Origin of the sequence: Micromonospora sp. NPDC007220 (assembly GCF_040634035.1) — a bacterium.
Lineage (GTDB): Bacteria > Actinomycetota > Actinomycetes > Mycobacteriales > Micromonosporaceae > Micromonospora > Micromonospora reichwaldensis.
Genome location: NZ_JBEYEU010000012.1, coordinates 162,961 through 182,494, shown reverse-complemented (window position 1 = coordinate 182,494; position 19,534 = coordinate 162,961). Strand labels below are relative to the sequence as shown.

The 19,534-nt window shown below is 74.5% G+C and carries 14 protein-coding genes and 1 pseudogene; 12 read left to right on the top strand and 3 right to left on the bottom strand.

Features of this window, described 5'->3' with window-relative positions; genetic code table 11:
• Positions 1–601 precede the first annotated feature (601 nt).
• From ABZ573_RS21535 to ABZ573_RS21525, 3 genes and pseudogenes are all read right to left on the bottom strand, one after another.
• The gene (locus ABZ573_RS21535; RefSeq protein WP_358120305.1) at positions 602–3,532 is read right to left on the bottom strand and encodes an ATP-binding protein; all 2,931 of its coding nucleotides are present in this window, start codon (positions 3,530–3,532) and stop codon (positions 602–604) included.
• Between the two features lie 627 nt (positions 3,533–4,159).
• Positions 4,160–4,546, bottom strand: a pseudogene (locus ABZ573_RS21530) (hypothetical protein); the annotation flags it as partial.
• A 184-nt stretch (positions 4,547–4,730) separates the two neighbouring features.
• Positions 4,731–5,090, bottom strand: a complete 360-nt coding sequence (locus ABZ573_RS21525; protein ID WP_151457104.1) for a hypothetical protein — start codon at positions 5,088–5,090, stop codon at positions 4,731–4,733.
• Between the two features lie 205 nt (positions 5,091–5,295).
• Here ABZ573_RS21525 and htpG point away from each other — a divergent pair, with 205 nt between their 5' ends.
• The 12 genes from htpG to ABZ573_RS21465 all read left to right on the top strand — a co-directional run bounded on the left by htpG (position 5,296) and on the right by ABZ573_RS21465 (position 19,534).
• Positions 5,296–7,209, top strand: coding sequence for a molecular chaperone HtpG (gene htpG / locus ABZ573_RS21520; protein WP_225852473.1), 1,914 nt, complete (start codon positions 5,296–5,298; stop codon positions 7,207–7,209).
• A 634-nt stretch (positions 7,210–7,843) separates the two neighbouring features.
• Positions 7,844–9,115 carry a cytochrome P450 gene (locus ABZ573_RS21515; protein ID WP_358120301.1) on the top strand — a complete coding sequence of 424 codons (1,272 nt, stop codon included), beginning with the start codon at positions 7,844–7,846 and terminating at the stop codon, positions 9,113–9,115.
• A 266-nt stretch (positions 9,116–9,381) separates the two neighbouring features.
• Positions 9,382–9,855 (top strand): helix-turn-helix transcriptional regulator, encoded by a 474-nt coding sequence (locus ABZ573_RS21510; protein ID WP_358120298.1) that lies wholly within the window; start codon positions 9,382–9,384, stop codon positions 9,853–9,855.
• A 178-nt stretch (positions 9,856–10,033) separates the two neighbouring features.
• Positions 10,034–12,508, top strand: coding sequence for a nitrate- and nitrite sensing domain-containing protein (locus ABZ573_RS21505; protein ID WP_358120296.1), 2,475 nt, complete (start codon positions 10,034–10,036; stop codon positions 12,506–12,508).
• Between the two features lie 17 nt (positions 12,509–12,525).
• Positions 12,526–12,930, top strand: coding sequence for a roadblock/LC7 domain-containing protein (locus ABZ573_RS21500; protein WP_091094994.1), 405 nt, complete (start codon positions 12,526–12,528; stop codon positions 12,928–12,930).
• Positions 12,931–12,976: 46 nt separating this feature from the next.
• Entirely contained in the window at positions 12,977–14,170 is a 1,194-nt protein-coding gene (locus ABZ573_RS21495; RefSeq protein ID WP_327028562.1) for an ABC transporter substrate-binding protein, read from the top strand.
• A complete protein-coding gene (locus ABZ573_RS21490; RefSeq protein ID WP_358120294.1) occupies positions 14,167–15,060 on the top strand; it encodes a branched-chain amino acid ABC transporter permease in 894 nt (297 codons plus the stop codon). Before ABZ573_RS21495 ends, ABZ573_RS21490 begins: the two co-directional genes overlap by 4 nt.
• Positions 15,057–16,070, top strand: a complete 1,014-nt coding sequence (locus ABZ573_RS21485) for a branched-chain amino acid ABC transporter permease (RefSeq protein ID WP_358120291.1) — start codon at positions 15,057–15,059, stop codon at positions 16,068–16,070. The genes ABZ573_RS21490 and ABZ573_RS21485 overlap by 4 nt, the downstream gene beginning before the upstream one ends.
• Complete coding sequence (locus ABZ573_RS21480; RefSeq protein ID WP_358120288.1) at positions 16,067–16,810, top strand: ABC transporter ATP-binding protein; 744 nt, start codon at positions 16,067–16,069, stop codon at positions 16,808–16,810. The genes ABZ573_RS21485 and ABZ573_RS21480 overlap by 4 nt, the downstream gene beginning before the upstream one ends.
• Positions 16,810–17,583 carry an ABC transporter ATP-binding protein gene (locus tag ABZ573_RS21475; RefSeq protein WP_151455095.1) on the top strand — a complete coding sequence of 258 codons (774 nt, stop codon included), beginning with the start codon at positions 16,810–16,812 and terminating at the stop codon, positions 17,581–17,583. The genes ABZ573_RS21480 and ABZ573_RS21475 overlap by 1 nt, the downstream gene beginning before the upstream one ends.
• A gap of 30 nt (positions 17,584–17,613) precedes the next feature.
• Positions 17,614–18,423 (top strand): methyltransferase domain-containing protein, encoded by an 810-nt coding sequence (locus tag ABZ573_RS21470; RefSeq protein ID WP_358120285.1) that lies wholly within the window; start codon positions 17,614–17,616, stop codon positions 18,421–18,423.
• A 178-nt stretch (positions 18,424–18,601) separates the two neighbouring features.
• Positions 18,602–19,534, top strand: coding sequence for a diacylglycerol kinase family protein (locus ABZ573_RS21465; protein WP_358120282.1), 933 nt, complete (start codon positions 18,602–18,604; stop codon positions 19,532–19,534).

The window sequence follows — 19,534 nt, the reverse complement described above, 5'->3', positions numbered from 1 at the left end:
GGGGTGGTGGGGGCGGCGAGGGCGGTGGTGACGGGGCCGGCGATGGCGCCGCCGGTGAAGGCGAGCCCGGCAGCGGTCAGAGCGGTCTTACGCAGAATGTCGGTACGCATGATGGCAACACCTTTCGATCGGGGGCACGCGACACACCAGAGGGGGGTGGGTGTGCCACGGTTGAGGAAAGGTCGAGATGTTCGGGGGCCTGCGGCCGGCGGGGCCGGCCGGGCTCGTCCCGGGGGATGCAACCGGTCGGGCCGGCCGCACATTCCACCGTCTCGCGGGCCCGTCCGGGTGCGGCGGTCGCCCGCTCGGTGATCCCGGGGATGTAACCACCGTGGGCGGCCGGTCATTCCGGCGGCCCGGGGCCCGGGGTCGGGCGGAGGTACTCGGTGGTCCGGGGGATGTAACCACGCCGGCCCGGCCCGCATTCCGCCGACCATCGGGCCGGCGAACGGGCCCGGTCACGCGGCCGTGAAGGTTACAACGACCCGGCACCCCGGCCCATGCCCACCCGACCCGTGACGCCCGCCACCACAAACGGGACATACGTCATAAGTGCCCGACTCGGTGACGGCAGGCGCGATAGGTCCCGCCTGTGGAGGGGTCAGGCGCTGGGCGACAGGCGGCGTTCGATGGTGACGGTGGTGCCTTCGGCGGTGGAGACCAGCCGCACGTCGCCGTACGCGTTCATCAGCGTGGCACCCCGCCCCCGGTCCATGGCCGGACGACGGTCCCGCCAGGTGCCGAAGTCGCGCACCGAGATCCGTACCGTGCCATCGGCCACCCGCAGTCGCACCCGCACCTCGGGGCGGGTGGGGCGTTGGGCGTGCTCGACGGCGTTGTTGACCGCCTCGGAGGCGGCCAGCAGGAGGTCGGCCACGATGTCCGGATCGACGTCCAGGTTCTCCAGCGAGGCCCGCACGTCCCGGCGCATCGCGGCGGCGGAGGTGGGCTGTGAGGGGTACGTCCAGCCCGTGTCCAGCGCGGCCGGCTGCTCGGGAGCCGGCCGCCGGCCCCCGTTGTGGGCGTACTCCCCGTCCCCGCCGACCGACGGATCGACGCCCGGTGCGGCAGGCGGGCCGCTCACCGGACCGCCACCCGCGTCCACGGGACCGCCACCCGAGGCCGGTGACCTGACCGGGGCGCCGTCGCCCTCGGAACCGGCCGACGCCGGCCGCGCCCCGGCCGCCGACGCGGTCGGGGCCTCGCCGAGGCCACCCGCGTCGGCCGTCGTGCCGAGGCCGTCCACCCCGCGTGCGGTGTCGCCGGGGTCGCCCCCGTCGTCCCGGTGGTGCCGCCGGGTGCGGGCGCCGTGCAGGGCGGACCGGACCCGGGCGATCAGCTCGGCGGCGGGGAAGGGCTTGACGACGTAGTCGTCGGCGCCCAGGTCGAGCCCCTCCACGCTGGCGTCGCCGCCGGCGCGCGCCGAGAGCACCACCACCGGCAGCGTGCGGGTGCCGGCCTGCCCGCGCAGCCGACGGACCAGCTCGAAGCCGTCGATCCCGGGCATCATCACGTCGGTGAGCACCAGGTCGGGCTGATCCCGGCGGATTGCCTCCAGGGCCTGCCGGCCGTCGCCGACCGTCTCCACCCGCCAGCCCTGCTCGCCCAGCAACCGGGCCAGGTACGCGCGCATGTCGGCGTTGTCGTCGGCGACGAGGATCCGCGCGTGCCGCAGCGCGTCCTCGGCACCGTACGCCGGCACCGGCGGCCCGGCCGGCGCGGACGCCCCCGCCTGCGCCGGGTCGGCGAGCCAGCCGACCGCCTCCTGGACGGCGGCCCGGGCCGCGTCCCCGGCCCCGGCCACGCCCGCGGCCGACGCGGGGGTCCGCCCCGCGGCGGACCAGGGCAGTGCCACGGTGAACGTCGTTCCCGTCCCGATCCGGCTCTCCACCCGCACGTCGCCGCCTTCGAGGCGGGCGAGCTCGCGGACCAGGGCGAGCCCGATGCCGGTGCCCTCGTGGCTGCGCGACCGGGTGCCCTGCACCCGGTGGAAGCGTTCGAAGAGCCGGGGCAGATCATCCTCGGCGATACCGATGCCCGTGTCGGCGACGGTCAGCCGTACCTCGTCGTCGTCGGCGGTCAGCCCGACCCGGATCCGGCCGACGAAGGTGTACTTCAGCGCGTTCGACAGCAGGTTGGTGACGATGCGTTCCCAGTTGACCGGGTCGACGGAGACCGCGCGGGGCAGCGGCGGGCAGTCGACCTCCAGGCGCAGCCCGGCGCGTTCGACGGCTGCCCGGAAGACGCTCGCCAGCTCGGTGGTGAGCCCGGCCAGGTCGACCTCGCGAGCCTGGCTGTGTGCCTGCCCGGCCTCCAGGCTGGAGAAGGTGAGCAGGCTGTTGACGAGGGTGAGCAGCCGGGTGGCGTTGCGCCAGGCGGTGTCGACCCGTTCCCGCTGCGTCGCCGGCAGGGGGTGCTCGTTGTCGTTGAGGGCGTCGGCCAGCGGGCCGAGCATCAGCGTCAGCGGGGTCCGGAACTCGTGGCTGACGTTGGTGAAGAAGCCGGTCTTGACCCGGTCCAGCTCGGCGAGCGCCTCGGCCCGCCGGCGCTCCTCCTCGTACGCCTGGGCGTTGCGTACGGCGACGGCCACCTGCTGGGCCAGCAGCGCGTGGAACGACCGGTACGCCTCGTCCAGCCCCCGGCTCGGGCTGACCCCGAGCAGCAGCACCCCGAGGGGCTGGCCCGCCTCGGCCGACGGCAGTGGCAGGGCGCGTGCGGTGCCGACCGGGTCGCCCCACGGCCCGGCGGGCAGGGCGAGCCGCCGCTCGACGCCGGCCACGTCGGTCGTCGTGCCGCCGGCGGCGGCCGTCAGCCCCCACTCGTGCTCCTCGCCCGCCGGCAGCGTGGCCGGCAGGGCCGCGGCCACGGGCTCCCCGCCGACGTGGGCGGCGCGGCGCAGCAGCGCGCCCTCGCACAGGTAGATCGCGGCGAAGGGGACGTCCAGCGGGTGCCCGCCGATGGCCTCGGCGAGCCGGGCGCAGGTGCTCTGCACGTCGACGGTCCGCCCGTCGCCGCCGACGGACAGGTCACGCAGCAGACGCAGCCGGCGCTCACCGACGACCTGCTCGGTGACCTCGCTGCACACGGTGAGCACCCCCACCGTGCGTCCCTCGTCGTCGCGGGCGGGGGCGTGCGAGACGCTGAAGTACGCCTCCTCGCGGTAGCCGGCGCGGTCGAGCAGCAGTCGCAGGGCCGGCACCCAGCTGGCGACCCCGGTCGCCATCGCCTCGTCGATCAGGGGGCCCAGCACGTCCCAGCCCTCGGCCAGGGTGACCCGCACGTCGCCGCCGAGCGCGTCGGGGTGTTTGTCGCCGATCAGGGCCGAGTACGCGTCGTTGTACAGCTGGGTGAAGCGGTCCCCCCAGAGCAGCAGCATCGGGTAGCGGGAGGAGAGGACCATCCGGACGGCGGCGCGCAGGCTCTGCGGCCAGCCGTCGACCGGGCCGAGCGGGGTGGCGGCCCAGTCGAGGCGTGCCATCAGCCGCCCGGTCCCACCGCCCTCGGCGAACAGGTCCCCCGTGGGCCGTGTCACCCTCGGTCGCACCTCATCGCAGCCCTCACTTCCGGGCCCCGACGACCCTTGCTGGTGTTACCCGCACATCCTGGCACCCAGCTTCAGCTGTACGTCCGCCGGCACCCCAGCGCGTGTCTGTACCCAGGCCTGCACATCTCCACACCTCGACCCGGCAGATCGGGTCGGCGGGGGCGGGCGGGGTCAGCCCTCGGCCGCCCGGCGGCGCAGCAGCTCGACCGCCTCGTCGACCAGGCCGCCTTCGGTGAGCAGCGTCAGCAGCAGCGGCAGGTGCCGCCAGTCGCCGGCGTCGACCGCCTGCCGCAGCAGGCCGACCGCCTCGTCGTGCCGGCCCCGGGCGGCCAGCAGCGCGGCCAGTTCGTCGCGGGCGCGCGGATCACCCTGCTCGGCGGCGATCCGCCAGTACCGTTCGGCCTCGTCGGTGCGGCCCTCCCCGGCGAGCAGCGCGGCGAGCCGGGCGGCGGCGTGCCAGTCGCCGTGCTCGGCACGGATCCGCAGCTCCTCCGTCCGCCCCCGGTCCGCCAGCAGGTCGACCAGGACGCTGCCCGCCCCGTTCGCGCCGGCCCGGTCGAGGTCGCGCAGGTAGCCGGTCGGGTCGGGCACCGCCACCAGCCCGGCGGACTCCGGGCCGAAGAAGCGGCTGCCGCCGAACTCCCGCCGGAGCTGGTCGTCGAGGTCGTCGGCGAGCGCGATCATGGCCCGCAGGGCCAGCAGCAGATGGGTGGGCGCGAAGTCCTGCCCGAAGACGGGGATGGACGCCCAGACCGTGTCGCCGGTGCAGTAGACGCGCCCGACCACCAGCCCGTTGGTGAGGTCGGAGAGCCGCCGGTACAGGGACTCGGTCGGGTCGACGCCGGTGAGCAGCGGAGAGAACACGTCGACCAGCGGCGGGTCGTCCTGTGCCCGTACGAAGATCATGGCCGAGCCGGCGCGGATGCCGACGTCGCCGTCGGCGTCGACGCGCAACTGGTCCGTGGTGACGCCGAGGAGGCCGGCGAGCACAGCCCGGACCTGGTGGGTCAGCTTCCCTCCGTCGTCGTCCTCGGCGTCGGGACGGGGGAGCGGGCCGGCGCTGAGGGCGGCGACCGGCCGGGCGGCCAGCGCGGCGGCGAGCCGCGTCCGGGCCGGTACGGGAACGGCCGTGGCGGTGGTGGCCGGGCGGGCGGCCAGCGCGGCGACGAACCTGCCGAGCAGGTTCTCACGCGGCGTCATCGTGCTCGCCGCTCGTGCCGTCCCGGCCGCTGTCGGCCGGTCGTTCCGTCACCCGGACCTGGTCGAACATCTTGGCGATCACCAGTGGCGCCGCGACCCCGAAGGTGAAGCTGGCGAAGGCCGTGGTGGCCAGGCCACCCGCCCCGGCCGCGGCGGCGAGGCCGGTGCCGGCCACGGTCCTGAGCAGCACCGCGAACACGACGATCGGGGCGTCCCGCCGGTCCCGCCACGGCCACTGCCACCGGCCCTTGGACTCGCTGGTCGGGCGCATCATCCCGGAGAGGTTCAGCGCCTCGGCCACCGCGCTGCCGACCAGTCCCCACATCGCGGCCATCCATAGAGACACATCCCTACCGTACTGACCGCCCGCCGCGGCGGTCGCACCAGCCCTCGGCTTCTCCGGCGGCCACGTCGACGCCAACTGCGACGGTAGGGCGCGGGGGCAACGCGACGCCAGCCGACGTTCCGCGGTCCCGTCGTCTCGCCGTCGGCGACGGCTCGTATCCTTTCCGCGAACCTTCGGTGGGCTTTCGAGGATGAAAGGACACGGTGTGAGCAACCGGGCCGAGACGTTGGAGTTCCAGGCCGAGGCGCGTCAGCTGCTCCAGCTGATGGTCCACTCGATCTATTCGAACAAGGACGTCTTCCTGCGTGAACTGATCTCGAACGCATCGGACGCGCTGGACAAGCTGCGCCTGGCGTCGATGGTCGACAAGGAACTGGAGGTCGACACCTCCGACCTGCGCATCGAGATCGAGGTCGACAAGGCAGCGCGCACGCTGACCGTCCGGGACAACGGCATCGGCATGTCCCGCGACGAGGTGGTCCAGGTGATCGGCACGATCGCCAAGTCCGGGACCGCCGAGCTGCTGCGCAAGCTGCGCGAGTCCTCCGACGCCGGGGCGCGGCAGGAGCTGATCGGCCAGTTCGGCGTGGGCTTCTACGCGGCGTTCATGGTCGCCGACCGGGTGGAGCTGGTGACCCGCCGGGCGGGGGAGAGCGGCGGCACCCGGTGGGAGTCGGCCGGTGAGGGCACGTACTCCGTCGAGTCGGTCGAGGAGGCGCCGCAGGGCACGTCGGTGACCCTGCACCTCAAGCCGGCCGACGACGAGGACAACCTGCACGACTACACCGCCGAGTGGACGATCCGGGAGATCGTCAAGCGCTACTCGGACTTCATCGCCTGGCCGATCCGGATGACCGTCGAGCGCACCGGCGAGGGCGACGAGACCAGCACCGAGACCCAGACGCTCAACTCGATGAAGGCGCTCTGGGCCCGCTCCCGCGACGAGGTCGACGAGGCCGAGTACAAGGAGTTCTACAAGCACGTCAGCCACGACTGGGCGGACCCGCTGGACATCGTGCACATGCGGGGCGAGGGCACCTTCGAGTACGAGGCCCTGCTGTTCATCCCGTCGCACGCGCCGCTGGACCTGTTCGCCCCGCAGGGCCGCCGCGGCGTGCAGCTCTACGTCAAGCGCGTCTTCATCATGGACGACTGCGAAGCGCTCATGCCGAACTACCTGCGCTTCGTCAAGGGCGTCGTGGACGCGCACGACCTGTCGCTGAACATCTCCCGGGAGATCCTCCAGCAGGACCGGCAGATCCAGGTCGTCCGCCGCCGGCTGGTCAAGAAGATCCTGTCCACCGTCAAGGACATGAAGGCCAACCACGCCGAGCGTTACCGGACCTTCTGGACCGAGTTCGGCGCCGCCGTCAAGGAGGGCCTGATCGACGACACGGAGAACCGGGACACGCTCCTGGAGATCCTGTCGGTCGCCTCCACCCACGATCCGGCCGAGCCCACGGACCTTGCCGGCTACGTCGGCCGGATGAAGGACGGGCAGAGCGACATCTACTACGCCACCGGCGACTCGCGCACGATGATTGAGAACTCGCCGCACATGGAGGCGTTCCGCGCCAAGGGCTACGAGGTGCTGCTGCTCACCGACCCGGTCGACGAGGTGTGGATCGAGCGCGTCGGCCAGTACGACGGCAGGACGCTGCGCTCCATCGCCAAGGGCCAGGTGGACCTGGACACCGAGGAGGAGAAGAAGGAGGCCGAGGCCGAGCGCGAGCAGCAGCGCAAGGACTTCGCCGACCTGCTCACCTGGATGGGCGCCACCCTCGCCGACTCCGTCAAGGAGGTCCGCCTCTCCTCCCGGCTGACCACCTCGCCCGCCTGCGTCGTCGGCGACGCCCACGACATCACCCCGACGCTGGAGAAGATGTACCGGGCGATGGGGCACGAGGTGCCGACGGTCAAGCGGATCCTGGAGCTCAACCCCGGGCACCCGCTGGTCACCGGCCTGCGCAAGGCGCACGAGCAGGGCGGCACGGAGGAGTCGCTGAAGGAGACCGCCGAGCTGCTTTACGGCCTGGCGCTGCTCGCCGAGGGCGGGGAACTGGCCGACCCGTCCCGGTTCACCCGCATGCTCGCCGACCGGCTCGCCCGTACCCTCTAGCCGCACGCACGCACGCACGCACGCACGCACGGGCCGGCCGGCGGGTGCCGCCGGCCGGCCCGTGACCGGTCGACTCCCACGCCGGGCCGCCCCCCGGATCGCCGGGGTGGGTCGCCCCGCGCGTCGTCCTTGCTCGACGACCCGACCCGCCGCCCGCATGGACCCGTGTCGCCCGCGTGGGACCCCGAGTCGTCCGCCGGAATCTGCCGCCGCTCCTGCCGGGAAAACTTCTTCGGGTAATCGGTCGGCCGTTCACGGAACGCGTCGTGAACCCTGTTTCCGGTGCGCGTACGGTCGGCCTTTCGCGGCCTGATCCTCGGTCGATGTCACACCGCCTTTCCGCCCGGTCGTGCGGGACACGCGGGGCCGTGGCGCGACGCGGTGCCCGCTGCCGGCCGTTGCGTCGTCTACCGTGTGCAATGTCGCGACCAGCGGGCAGGGAACATCCCGCAACTTGCAGAACGACGTGGTGCGCGTGTGGCCGAAGGCGTGGAAATTGCGCATCGGCACATTGAAGAACGCCGATATTGACTTGCTCCCGGAATGGGCGCACCGTGAAGCGTGCGGCGGTAACCGGAGCCCCGGGAGTCGTTCGGCAATTCCGTTCGTGGCCATGGCGTTCGAGGAGGCGGTCATGCGATTGGATCCGTTCGCGGGGGCGTATCTCACCGACCCGGCGCAGGTGTGGCGGCGGCTACTGGACGAGCCCGAGGGGGTGCGCCACGACCCGGACCTGGGGCTGTGGCTGATCACCCGGCACGCCGACGTGCGCCGCGCGCTGGGTGACGCGGAGGCCTTCGGCAACGCCCTCACCCTCGCCCCGATCTACGACGTCTGCCCCGAGGCGATGGAGTTCATCGCCCGCATCGACGCGCCGCCCACCACCGCCGCGGCAGACCCCCCGGCGCACCCCCGGACTCGCCGGGCCCTGCGGGCGACCTTCGCCAACACCGCCGAACGCGTCGAACGCCGGTACGGCGCGATCGTCGAGCGCCGGGTCGACGAACTGGTGTCCCGGCTCGTCGACCGCGCCGACGGGCGGGCGGACCTCGTCGGCGAGTTCACCACCGAACTGCCCCTGCTGGTCCTGCTCGACATCCTCGGCGTACCGGAGGAGGACGTCGGGCGGGTCAGGGCCTGGGGGGACGGTCAGATCGCGTTGCTCTGGGGGCAGCCGGACCCGGCCGAGCAGGTCCGGCTGGCCCGGGACCTGTGGGAGTTCTGGCGCTACTGCGAGCGGTTGGTCGGCGCCCGACTCGGCGGTGCCCGGTACGGCGAGGACTACGTCAGCCAACTGCTGGCGTACCGCGACGGCGACGACGAGGTGCTCACGGTGGCCGAGGTGTCGAGCATCGTGTTCAACCTCATGGTCGCCGGGCACGAGACGACGGCCGGGCTGCTCGCCCACGCGCTCGACCAGGCGCTGTCGGGCCCGGGCCGGTGGCGGGAGCTCGGCGAGGACCCGCGCCGGATACCCGCGTTCCTGACTGAGACGCTGCGTTTCGCGCCCGCCATCGACGGCTGGCTGCGGGTGACCCGCCGACCCGTCACCCTGGACGGCGTCACCATTCCGGCGGGCGCGCGCTGCCTGCTGCTGATCGGCGCCGCCAACCGGGATCCGGCGGAGTTCGCCCGGCCGGAACAATTCGATCCGCACCGGTCCGACGGGGACGGGCACCTCTCGTTCGGGCACGGGCCGCACTTCTGTATCGGCGCGGCGCTGGCCCGGCTGGAGGCGAGGACGGCGTTGACCCGGCTCTGCCGAGCGGTTCCCGGACTGCGCCTGGCCCCCGGCCATCGCCGCTCGTACAAGGTCAACATCGCCTTCCGCGCGCACCGGAGCCTGCCGGTGGTCCTCGGCACGACGGTGCCGTCCGGTGCTCCGGCGGCAACTGTCGCCGGGTGACCAGCCGCCTCGCGGCGGCGTCGCGGTGGCGCCGGTCCTGTTCTCCGGGCGGGGGCCGTCGGACCGTGCCGAGCGGCGCCCGACCGGCTGCGCGCGGACCCGTGGGGGCCGCCGCGGCCCCTGACAGGTGACTACGCTCCGAAGTCACGTCTTCACACCCGTCGACCGATGGGTTAAGAATTGTCCCCTGCGAATACCCATTCATCGCCCAATGTCTATTGATGCCGATGCCGATGCCGGCCGGTCGGCGTCGCGAAGGTGAACACATGGATCGCACGCCCCCGTCGAGCGCCCAGCGCTCCGGTGCCATCCACCGGTTCCGCTCCGAACTGCGCACCTGGCGCACCCGTCAGGGGTTGACCCAGCGGGCGCTCGCGGAGCGGGTGCGGTTCAGTCGCGAGACGGTCGCCGCGGTCGAGTCCGGTCGCCGGTACGGCAGTCACGAGTTCGCCGTCCGCTGCGACGAGGTGCTCGGCACCGGCGGTTGCCTGGCGGCGCTGTGGCCGCAGGTCGCGGCGGAGCAGTTGGCGGCGGACGGCCGCCGCGGCCCCCGGTTCGGAACGGTGGCAGAGCCCGACCCGGCCCCCGCGCCGCCGGCCGCGCGGCGGGACGCGCGCGACCCGGAGGCGGTCGTGGCGGCGATCGACGAGCTGCGGGAGCTGATCGGCCAGGTGCTCGGCGGGCCGCCGGAGGCGGACCTCCCGCCGCACCCGTCAGGCGGGCGACCCGGGCGCTCCTGACCTGCGCGGGGTCGGACCCGCGGGGCGGGACGGGCGCTGCTGGCGCTGGGTACAGATGCCGGTACGGGCCGTTTGTACCACCGTCAGGTCTTCTCTGTGGGCGTTGGTTCCGGCGGAATGAGACGTGCAAACGGCAAGGTGCGCATTGGCCGTCTTGGATGAGTCGCGGGAGTCAGTCTTGGCGTCGAGCACGAGGTCCCACGCGGCCCGACCCTACCCGACCGGCCGCCGCGGCTGGAAGATCGGCACCCGGATGCGCCTCATCGTGGCGGCCCCGCTGGTCGCCGTGATGGGATTCGCCGGCCTCGCCCTGACCGAGAGCGTCCGCCAGACGACCCGCGCGAGCGATCTCGGACTCCTGGCGCACCTCGGTGCCGACGCGGGCGACCTGGCCCACCGGCTGCAACGCGAGCGCGTCGTCGCCGCCGACCTGCTCAGCCGGGGCGCGGCCGAGCAGCAGGAAGCCTTCGCGGACGCCACCGGGAGCACCGACGACGCCGTCGCCCGCTACCGCCGGCAGCGGGCGCTGGTGCCTGCCGGACCCGCCGCCGGGCAGACCGCGCTCCAGCGGATCGACCTGGCGCTGGAGGGCCTGCCGCCGCTGCGCGCGCAGGTGCGTACGGCGGCGCACGCCTCGGTGTCAGCGATGACCTTCAGCTACCGGATCGTGATCGCCGACCTGCTCAGCCTTCGGGAGAGCGTCACCCTCGGCGCGGTCAACGCCCGGATCACGGACGGCATGCGGGCCTCGGCCGCGCTGTCCAAGGCGGCCGAGGCGGCCGGCCAGCAGCAGGTCGCCGTCCTGCGCGCGGTCGCGGCCGGCCAACTGACCCCCGCCATGCAGCAGGACATCACCGCCGCCCGGTCCGGCTTCACCGAGTCCAGCCTGTCCTTCCTGGCCCTCGCCCGGCCCGCCTGGCGGGGCTGGTGGGAGCAGGCGGGCAGCGGGCGGGACGCCCTGCTGCTGCAACGGCTGCAGGACGAGGTGTCGAGGACCCGGACGGGAAGCCGGTTGCGGCTGGACCCCGGCGCGTGGGTCGCCGCGACCCAGCAGTGGTCCGTCCGCCTGGCCGAGCTGCGTCAACGGGTCGACGCGGCGGTGCTCGACGACATCCGGTCCGCCCACGCCGACCAGCGGCGGCGCACGGCCGTCGAGGCGGCTGCCGTGGCGGTGGCCCTGCTGCTCACCGCGCTGGTCACCTGGGCGGTGGCCCGGCAGATCACGCGGCGCCTGCGCCGGCTGCGGGACGCCGCGAACGCCGTCGCCTTCGAACGGCTGCCGCAGGTGGTGGCCCGGCTCCAGCAACCGGACAGCTCGTCGGTGGACCCGGACGAGCTGGCCCGCCAACAGTCCGCGGAGGCCCTGGAGTCGTCGCGCGGCGACGAGATCGGCGAGCTGGGGGAGGCGTTCGCGGCCGTGCACCGGGCGGCCGTGCGTACCGCGGCCGAGCAGGCGGTCATGCGGGCCAACACGGCCGACATCTTCATCCACCTCAGTCGCCGCGAGCAGCGGCTGGTCGACGCGGTGCTGGCGCAGGTCGACAAGGTCGAACGGGACGAGACCGACCCCGAACGGCTGGACCAGCTCTACACGCTGGACAACCTGGCCACCCGGATGGGACGGATCAACGCCAGCCTGCTGGTGCTGGGCGGAGTGGGGGTCGGGCGGGTGCGCCAGCACGACGTACCCCTGCAACAGGTGCTCCAGGCCGCGCAGAGCCAGATCGAGCACTACGCCAGGATCCGCCTCGGCATGGTCGACGGAGACGTCGCCGTCGCGGCCGACGCCGTCGACGAGGTCGTGCACCTGCTGGCCGAGCTGATGGACAACGCCACCGGCTACTCCGCGCCGGGCACCGAGGCGTGGGTGACCGCCCGCAGCCTCGGCGACCGGGTGATCGTCCAGGTCAGCGACGAGGGCGTGGGGCTGTCCCCGCAGCGTCGGCAGCAGCTCAACGACCTGCTGGCCCGCCCGCCCGCCATAGACGTCGCGGCCGTACGGGCGATGGGGCTGGTCGTCGTGGGACAGCTCGCCGCCCGGCTGGGCGCGGCCGTCCAGCTCCGTCCGGGTCCCCGGCGCGGCACCATCGCCGAGGCGGCGTTCCCGGGGGCGATCATCCGATCGCTGCCCCCGGAGGAGTTCCTGCTCACGCCGGGCCGGCCGTCGCGGCGCGCGGCGCGGACCACCCTCGCGCCGCCGGCGTACGCCACGGCCCCGCAGCCATGGGCCGGAAGCCCGGCGGAACCGTGGACGGGCGGTCCGACGCCCGAGCGGGCACTGCCGGTGGCGCCGGTGTTCCGGCCCGCACCGGCGCCGGCCGGAGCAGGTGACGAGCCCACCGAGGAACTCGTCATCTTCGAGGAGGTCAACCACTGGTTCCAGGCCGGCCACGACGACGCCACGAACGCGGGGCCGTGGGCCAGCCCCGCCGACGAGGCCTGGCGGACCGCCGCCCGGGCCGACGCGCCCGAGGTCGTCGCCACCACCACGTCCGGCCTGCCGCGGCGTCAGCCGCGACAGCACCTCGTCCCGGGCGGCGTCACCGTGCCGCAGCAGCGCTCCGCGCACCGCGACCCGACCCAGGTGGCCACCGCGATGGCCGCGTACGCGCGGGGCGTCGCGGGCCGCCGGACCAACCTGATCACCAACTGACCCGACAGGGAGAGCACGTGACCGACCAACAGGATCTCGGCTGGCTGCTGGACGCCTTCGCCGAGCGCGCCACCGAGGTCAGCCATGCGATCGCGATCTCCAGCGACGGCCTGATGGTGGCCGCCACGAGGGGCCTCCCGCCGGACCGGGCGGACCAGCTCGCGGCGACCGGCAGCGGGCTGGTGAGCCTGCTCCGCGGCGCGGCGGCCTTCTTCGACGCCGGCGCGGTGATCTCCAACGTGACCCAGCTCGAGGGCGGCTTCATGTTCTCGATGGCCTTCAACGACGGCGCGTCCCTGCTCGTGCTCGCCGACCCGCAGTGCGACGTCGGCAAGGTCTCCTACGAGATGACCGAGCTGGCGAACCGCATCGGCGACGCGTTGACCCCGGCGGCGCGGGCGGCACTGAGCCGCAGCCGCTGACACCCCGGCACCCCACGCCGGAAACCCCATCCCTCCTGGAGAAGACATGTCGCTGACCATCCCCCGGCGCAGCCGTGCCCGCACCGCGGCCCTGCTCGCCCTCGTCCTGCTCGCCGCGACCGCCTGTGCCGACGGCGGGCGGGGCACCGGCGCCGCCGGATCGATCAAGATCGGCCTGCTGGCGTCGCTGTCCGGCACCTACCAGGCGGTCGGCAAGGAGATCCGCGCCGGCTTCGAGCTCTACCTGGCCACCCACGATGGCAGGCTCGGCGGGCGACAGGTGGAACTCGTCGTCGCCGACGAGGGCAACGGCGCCGCGACCGCGGTGCCCGCCGCGACGAAACTGCTCAAGCAGGACCGGGTGGCCGCGCTCACCGGGATCGTCGGCGGTGGCTCCGTGGCCGCCGTCTATCCGTTGCTCAACGAGACCAAGGTGCCGTTCGTCGGCTCGAACGGTCGCCCGGAGCTGAAGGACGTGTCCCGGATCTGGCACACCTCGTACCTCTCCGACGAGCCCGGGGAGGCGATCGCCCGCCACGTGCGCGACAACGTCGAGGGCAGCGTCTACGCCATCGGCCCGGACTACCAGGGCGGCTGGGACGAGCTGCGCGGCTTCACCGACGCCTTCGTCAAGGAGGGCGGCAGGCTCGCCAATGCCGACGGCAAGACCACCTTCACCCCGTTCCCGACGACGACCAACTTCACCCCGTACTTCGCCCGGATCAAGGCCTCCGGCGCCGACGCCGTCTACACGTTCTACGCGGGCAGCGCGGCCGTCGACTTCGTCAAGCAGTACGCGCAGTCGGAGATCAGCGACCTGCCGCTCTACGCCGCCGGGTTCCTCACCGAGGGCGGGGTGCTCGACGCCCAGGGCGAGGCCGCCCGCGACGTCTACTCCGTGCTGAACTACTCGCCGGACCTGGACAACGCCGAGAACCGCGCCTTCGTGGCCGCCTGGAAGGCGAAGAACGACGGCTCCCCGACCACGTACGCCATGGCCTCCTACGACGCCGCGGCCGTCCTGGACCGGGCCATCGAGGCGGCCGGGGACGACCCGAGCCCGGAGAGCATCAACGCGGCCATCGGCCAGCTGGGCCAGATCGCCAGCCCGCGCGGCACCTGGCAGTTCTCGCCGAGCACGCACGCGCCCGTGCAGAAGTGGTACCTGCGCCAGGTGCGCCAGGACGGCCGGGCGCTGTCCAACACCGTCGTGGGTGACCTCGCCACCGTCGGCGGGTGAACGGCGTGGCGGTCGACATCCGGATCGACCCGTACCTGGTCCCGGCCCTGGACGGGGTGGCCTACGGGCTGCTGGTCTTCGTCGCCGCGGCGGGACTGGTGTTCTGCTTCGGCGTCGCCGGCATCCTGAACCTGGCGCACGGCACCCTGTACGCGATCGGCGGGTACACCGCCGCCGCGCTGTTCGACGGCGGCTGGCCGAGCCTGGTGCTGGCGCTGGCCGTCGGGACCGTCGCCGCCACCGCCGCCGGCGCGCTGGTCGCCGGCCTGCTCACCCGGCTCGCCGCGCGCAGCCATCTCACCCAGGCGCTGCTCACCTTCGGGGTGGCGCTGGCCGGGGGAAGCCTGCTCGTGGCGGCGTTCGGGCCGGACGACCCGCCGGTGCGGGTGCCGGCGGCGCTGGACGGGTCGGTGGTCGTGGCCGGGCACCGCTACGCGGCGTACCGGCTGGTCTTCATCGTCGTCGCGGCCGTGCTCGCCGGCCTGCTCCACCTCGCGGTGCGCCGCACCCGGGCCGGGATGCTGGTCCGCGCGGCCGTCGACGACGCCGAGATGGTTGCCGTCCTCGGCGTGAACCCGGCGTGGATCCGCGTCGGCGTGCTCGCCGCCGCCGGGGCGCTGGCCGGCGCCGCGGGCGTGCTCGGCGCGCCGATCATCGGTCCGGGGCCGGACACCGCCGACGCGGTGCTGCTGCTGTCGCTGGTGGTCGTCGTCCTCGGCGGGCTCGGGTCGATGACCGGCACGCTGCTCGCGGCCCTGGCGGTCGGGCAGATCCAGACCCTCGGGGTGGCGCTCGCCCCGTCGGCCGCCCCGTTCCTGCTCTTCGCCGCCATGGCCGCCGTGCTCGCGGTGCGGGCGCGGGGCCTGGCCACGAGCCGGAGGATGTCGTGAGGGACGAGGCGGTACGCGCGCTGCGGCGCGGCGTCGCCGTGCTCGTCCTGGCCGGCCTGGTGCTGGCGCCGTGGGCGGTCGACGACTACACCGTGGCGCTGCTGGCCCGTACCCTCGCGCTGGGCCTGGTGGGGGTGAGCGTCGCCCTGCTCACCGGCGTCGCGGGGCTGCCCACCCTGGGACAGACCGCGCCGTACGCGGCGGGCGCGTACGCCAGCGCGGTGGTCGGCAGCCGCCTCTCCGACGTCGCGGTGGTGCACCTGGTCGTCGCGGCGGCGGCCGGGGCGGCGCTGGCCGCGGCGACCGTCCCGCTCGTGGTGTACGCGCGCGGCGTGATCGTCCTGATGATCACCCTGGCGATCGGCGAGCTCGTGGTGACCGTCGTCGGGCGCTGGCGGTCGGTGACCGGCGGCACCGACGGGCTCGCCGGGGTGCCGCCGGTGCGTCCCCTGTGGGGGCTGCCGGTGCTGGCCACCGACCGGGCGCGCTACCTGTACGCCCTGGCGGTCGTCGCCGTGCTGGTCGGCGCGGTGCTGCTCTTCCTGCGTACCCGGGCCGGCCTGCTGCTGCGGGCCGGCCGGGACGACGAGGCGCGGCTGCGGGCCAGCGGCCACCGGGTGTCGGCCCACGTGGCGGCCGTGCACGTGGCCGCGGGGGCGGTCGCGGGCGCCGCGGGCTCCCTGCTGGTGGTCGCCCAGCAGTTCATCTCGCCGGCCGACTTCGGCTTCGACACCTCCGCCCTGCTGCTGCTCGGGGTGGTGGTCGGCGGCGTCGCGTCCGTGGGCGGCGCCCTGGTCGGCGCCGCGATCGTGATCGCCGGCCGGGACTGGCTCTTCGGTGTGCTCCCCGGGCACGCGCCCCTGGTGCTGGGGGTGGCGTTCGTCGTCACCGTCCACCTGCTGCCCGGCGACGGGCGCCGGCCGGCGGGCGTGCGGGGCCGGCTCCTGCCGGGACTGCCGGCGGGCCCTGCGGCCGAGGAACGGCCGGCGCCGACGGGGGCACGCGCATGACGCCGCTGCTGTCCGCCCGGGGCGTCACGGTCCGCTACGGCTCGCTGGCCGCGCTGGACGGGGTCGACCTGCGGATCGACCACGGCCAGCGGCACGCTCTGATCGGGCCCAACGGCGCCGGCAAGAGCACGCTGCTCGACGTGCTCGGCGGGGCGACCCCGGCGGGCGGCGGCCGGGTGCTGCTCGCCGGCCGCGACGTCACCCGGCTCGGCCCCGCCGCCCGGGCCCGGCGGGGCATCGGCCGGATCCACCAGCGTCCCGCCGTGTGGTCGAGCCTGACCGCCGCCGAGAACGTGCTGGTCGCCGCGCTGCCCCACGCGGTGCGGCCCGGCCGGTGGCGGCCCGGCGCGCGGCGGTGCGCCGCCGAGCGTACGGCGGGTGCGTGGCTGGAACGGCTGGGCCTGCGCGACGTGGGCGCGACTCCCGCCGGTCAGCTCGCCCACGGGCAGCGGCGGCAACTCGAGATCGCCATGGCCCTGGCGGGTCGCCCGCGGCTGCTGCTGCTCGACGAGCCGGCCGCCGGCCTGTCCGTCGTCGAGGTCGGTCGGCTGGTGGAGTTCCTGCGGGCCCTGCCGCGCGCCGTCGCGGTGCTGCTGGTCGAGCACCGGCTGGACCTGGTGTATGCGCTCTGCGACCAGGTGACCGTGCTCCGGGACGGCCGGACGGTCGCCACCGGGACGCCGGCCGAGATCCGCGCGTCGGGTCCGGTCCGGCAGGCCTACGCGGAGGGGGTGTCGTGATGCTGCGGACGGAGCGGCTCTGCGCCGGCTACGCCGGCGGGATCGTGCTGCACGAGGTCACCCTCGACGTGGCGGCCGGCGCCGTGCAGGCGGTGGTGGGCCGCAACGGCGCCGGCAAGAGCACCCTCGTGCACGCCGTCGCCGGGTTGGTGCGGCCCTGCGGGGGGCGGATCGAGGTCGACGGCGTGCCGGTCGCCGGCCGGCAGCCGCACCGGATCGCCCGGTGCGGGGTGGGCCTCGTTCCGCAGGGCCGGCGGGTCTTCTCCCGGTTGACCGTGGCCGAGCACCTCGCCCTGGCGGCGGTGCCGTGGCGTGCCGCGCCGCCGGCGGGCGAGGGGTGGACCGTCGCGCGGGTCCTGGAGCTGTTGCCCCGGCTGGCGGCCCGGCTGCGCCATCGCGGCGACCAGCTCTCCGGCGGCGAGCAGCAGATGCTGGCGATCGCCCGGGCGCTGCTCGGCCAGCCCCGGGTGCTGCTGCTGGACGAGCCGTGCGAAGGGCTGGCGCCCGGCCTGGCCGCCCGGGTACGCGACCTCGTCGGCACCCTGGCCAGGACCGGGCTGGCCGTGCTCCTCGTCGAGCAGCAGCTCCAGCACGCCGTCGAGATCGCGGACCGGATCGCGGTGCTCGAGTACGGCCGGGTGGTCTACGACCGCCCGGCGGACGAGGCCCGGGCCGAGCCGGGCCGCCTGGCGGCGATGCTCAGCGTCGCCGCCGTCGCGGAGCTGCCGGCTACCCGACCGGTGCCCGGTTCCGGGCCGATCCCGCGCACCTGACCCGACCGACTTCGACAGGAACGAGCGACGATGCCGACAGACATCCGTGACACCGAGTACACCTTCGACAACGGTTCACCGGAGGCGGTGCCCCAGCTGCGGGCGCTGGAGTCCTTCCTGGACCCGATCACGGCGGCCCGGATCGGCGCCCCGGTGCTCGCCCCGGGCGGCGTGTGCTGGGAGATCGGCGCCGGCGGGGGCTCAGTCGCCCGGAGCATGGCCGAGGCGGTCGGCCCGACGGGGCGCGTGCTGGCGACCGACATCGACGTCGCCCACCTCGCCCCCGCGGCCAACCTCGACGTCCGTCGGCACGACGTGCGCAGCGAGCCACCGCCCGGCGACGCCTTCGACCTCATCCACGCCCGGCTGGTGCTGCTCCACCTGCCGGAGCGGCGGCGCGTACTGGCCTCGCTGGCCGGCGCGCTGGCCCCGGGCGGGTGGCTGGTGGTCGAGGAGTTCGACTGCACGGCCCCGCTGCGCGTGCTGACCGCGCCGAGCGACGACGCGGCGAAGCTCTTCACCCACGTGACGGACACGATGCTCGGCGTCCTGCAGAGCCACGGCGCGGACCTGGCCTGGGCGCAGGACGTGCACGCCCACCTCGCGTCGGCGGGACTGGTCGAGGTCGACACGGTCACCCACTCCGAGAGCTGGCCCGGTGGCTCACTCGGCGCGTCGCTCTACGCGACGAACTCCCGGCAGTTGGCGCCGGAGCTGATCGAGGCGGGTGTGTCGCCCGGCCAGCTGGAGGCGTTCCGTCGGCTCCTGCGCGACCCCGGGTTCGTCGTGATGTCGTACCAGTTCGTGTCGACCCGGGGGCGGCGTCCGGCCCGGCGGTGAGGCGGTTCCCCTCGCCCGTACCGCCGCCGCGCCGGCGGGCCGGTCGGCGGGGCGCACGCCGAGGCGCCGCGCCGACCGGCCACACCCGCGCCGGTGGTCGAACGGAGCTCGCCGCACCGTCGGCCCCTCCCCGCCGGTCGGGGCGTGGAAACCGCGCCGGCCGGGTACCACGGCGGTCATGGGCACGAGCAGCACGCTGGGCGACGGGCCGGCGACCGCCGTCCGGGTGGGCACGGTCGCGGTCGTCGCCCACCGCAAGAAGACCCTCGGCGGCGGCCTCGACGAACTGCGCGCGGAGCTGGCGGGCGCGGGCGTCGAGGACCTCGTCTGGTACGAGGTGCCGAAGAGCCGCAAGGCGCCGAAGAAGGTCCGCAAGGCGCTGAAGAAGGGCGCCGAGCTGGTCTTCGTGTGGGGCGGCGACGGCATGGTGCAGCGCTGCGCCGACACCCTCGCCGGCTCCGGCGTCCCGATGGCGATCCTGCCCGCCGGCACCGCCAACCTCTTCGCCGCCAACCTGGGCGTACCGGAGGACCTCCCCGAGGCCGTCCGCATCGGCCTGCACGGCCGGCGCCGCTCCCTCGACCTGGGCCGGCTCAACGGCGAGCACTTCGCCGTGATGGCCGGTGCCGGCTTCGACGGCGACCTGATCCGCGAGGCGGACCGCACGCTGAAGGGCAAGCTCGGTCGCCTCGCCTACATGTGGACGGGGCTGCGGCACGTCCGGGGCGAACTGGTCGGCACGCGGATCACCGTCGACGGCACGGAGTGGTTCGACGGCGACGCGAGCTGCGTGCTGTTCGGCAACGTCGGCACGATCACCGGCGGCATCCCGGCGTTCGACGACGCCCGCCCCGACGACGGCTGCCTGGAGATCGGCGTGTCGACCGCCGACGGCGCGGTGGACTGGGCGCGCACCCTCGGCCGGATGGCCGCCGGCCGCTCGGAGGAGTCGCCGTTCGTGCGGATCACCCGGGGCCGCAAGATCAAGGTCCGGCTCGCCGCGCCCCGCACGTACGAGCTGGACGGCGGCGCCCGGGGAGAGGTCACGAAGCTCAAGGTGCGGGTGGTGCCCGGGGCGCTGACGGTCTGCTGCCCCGGGCCCGTTCCCTGA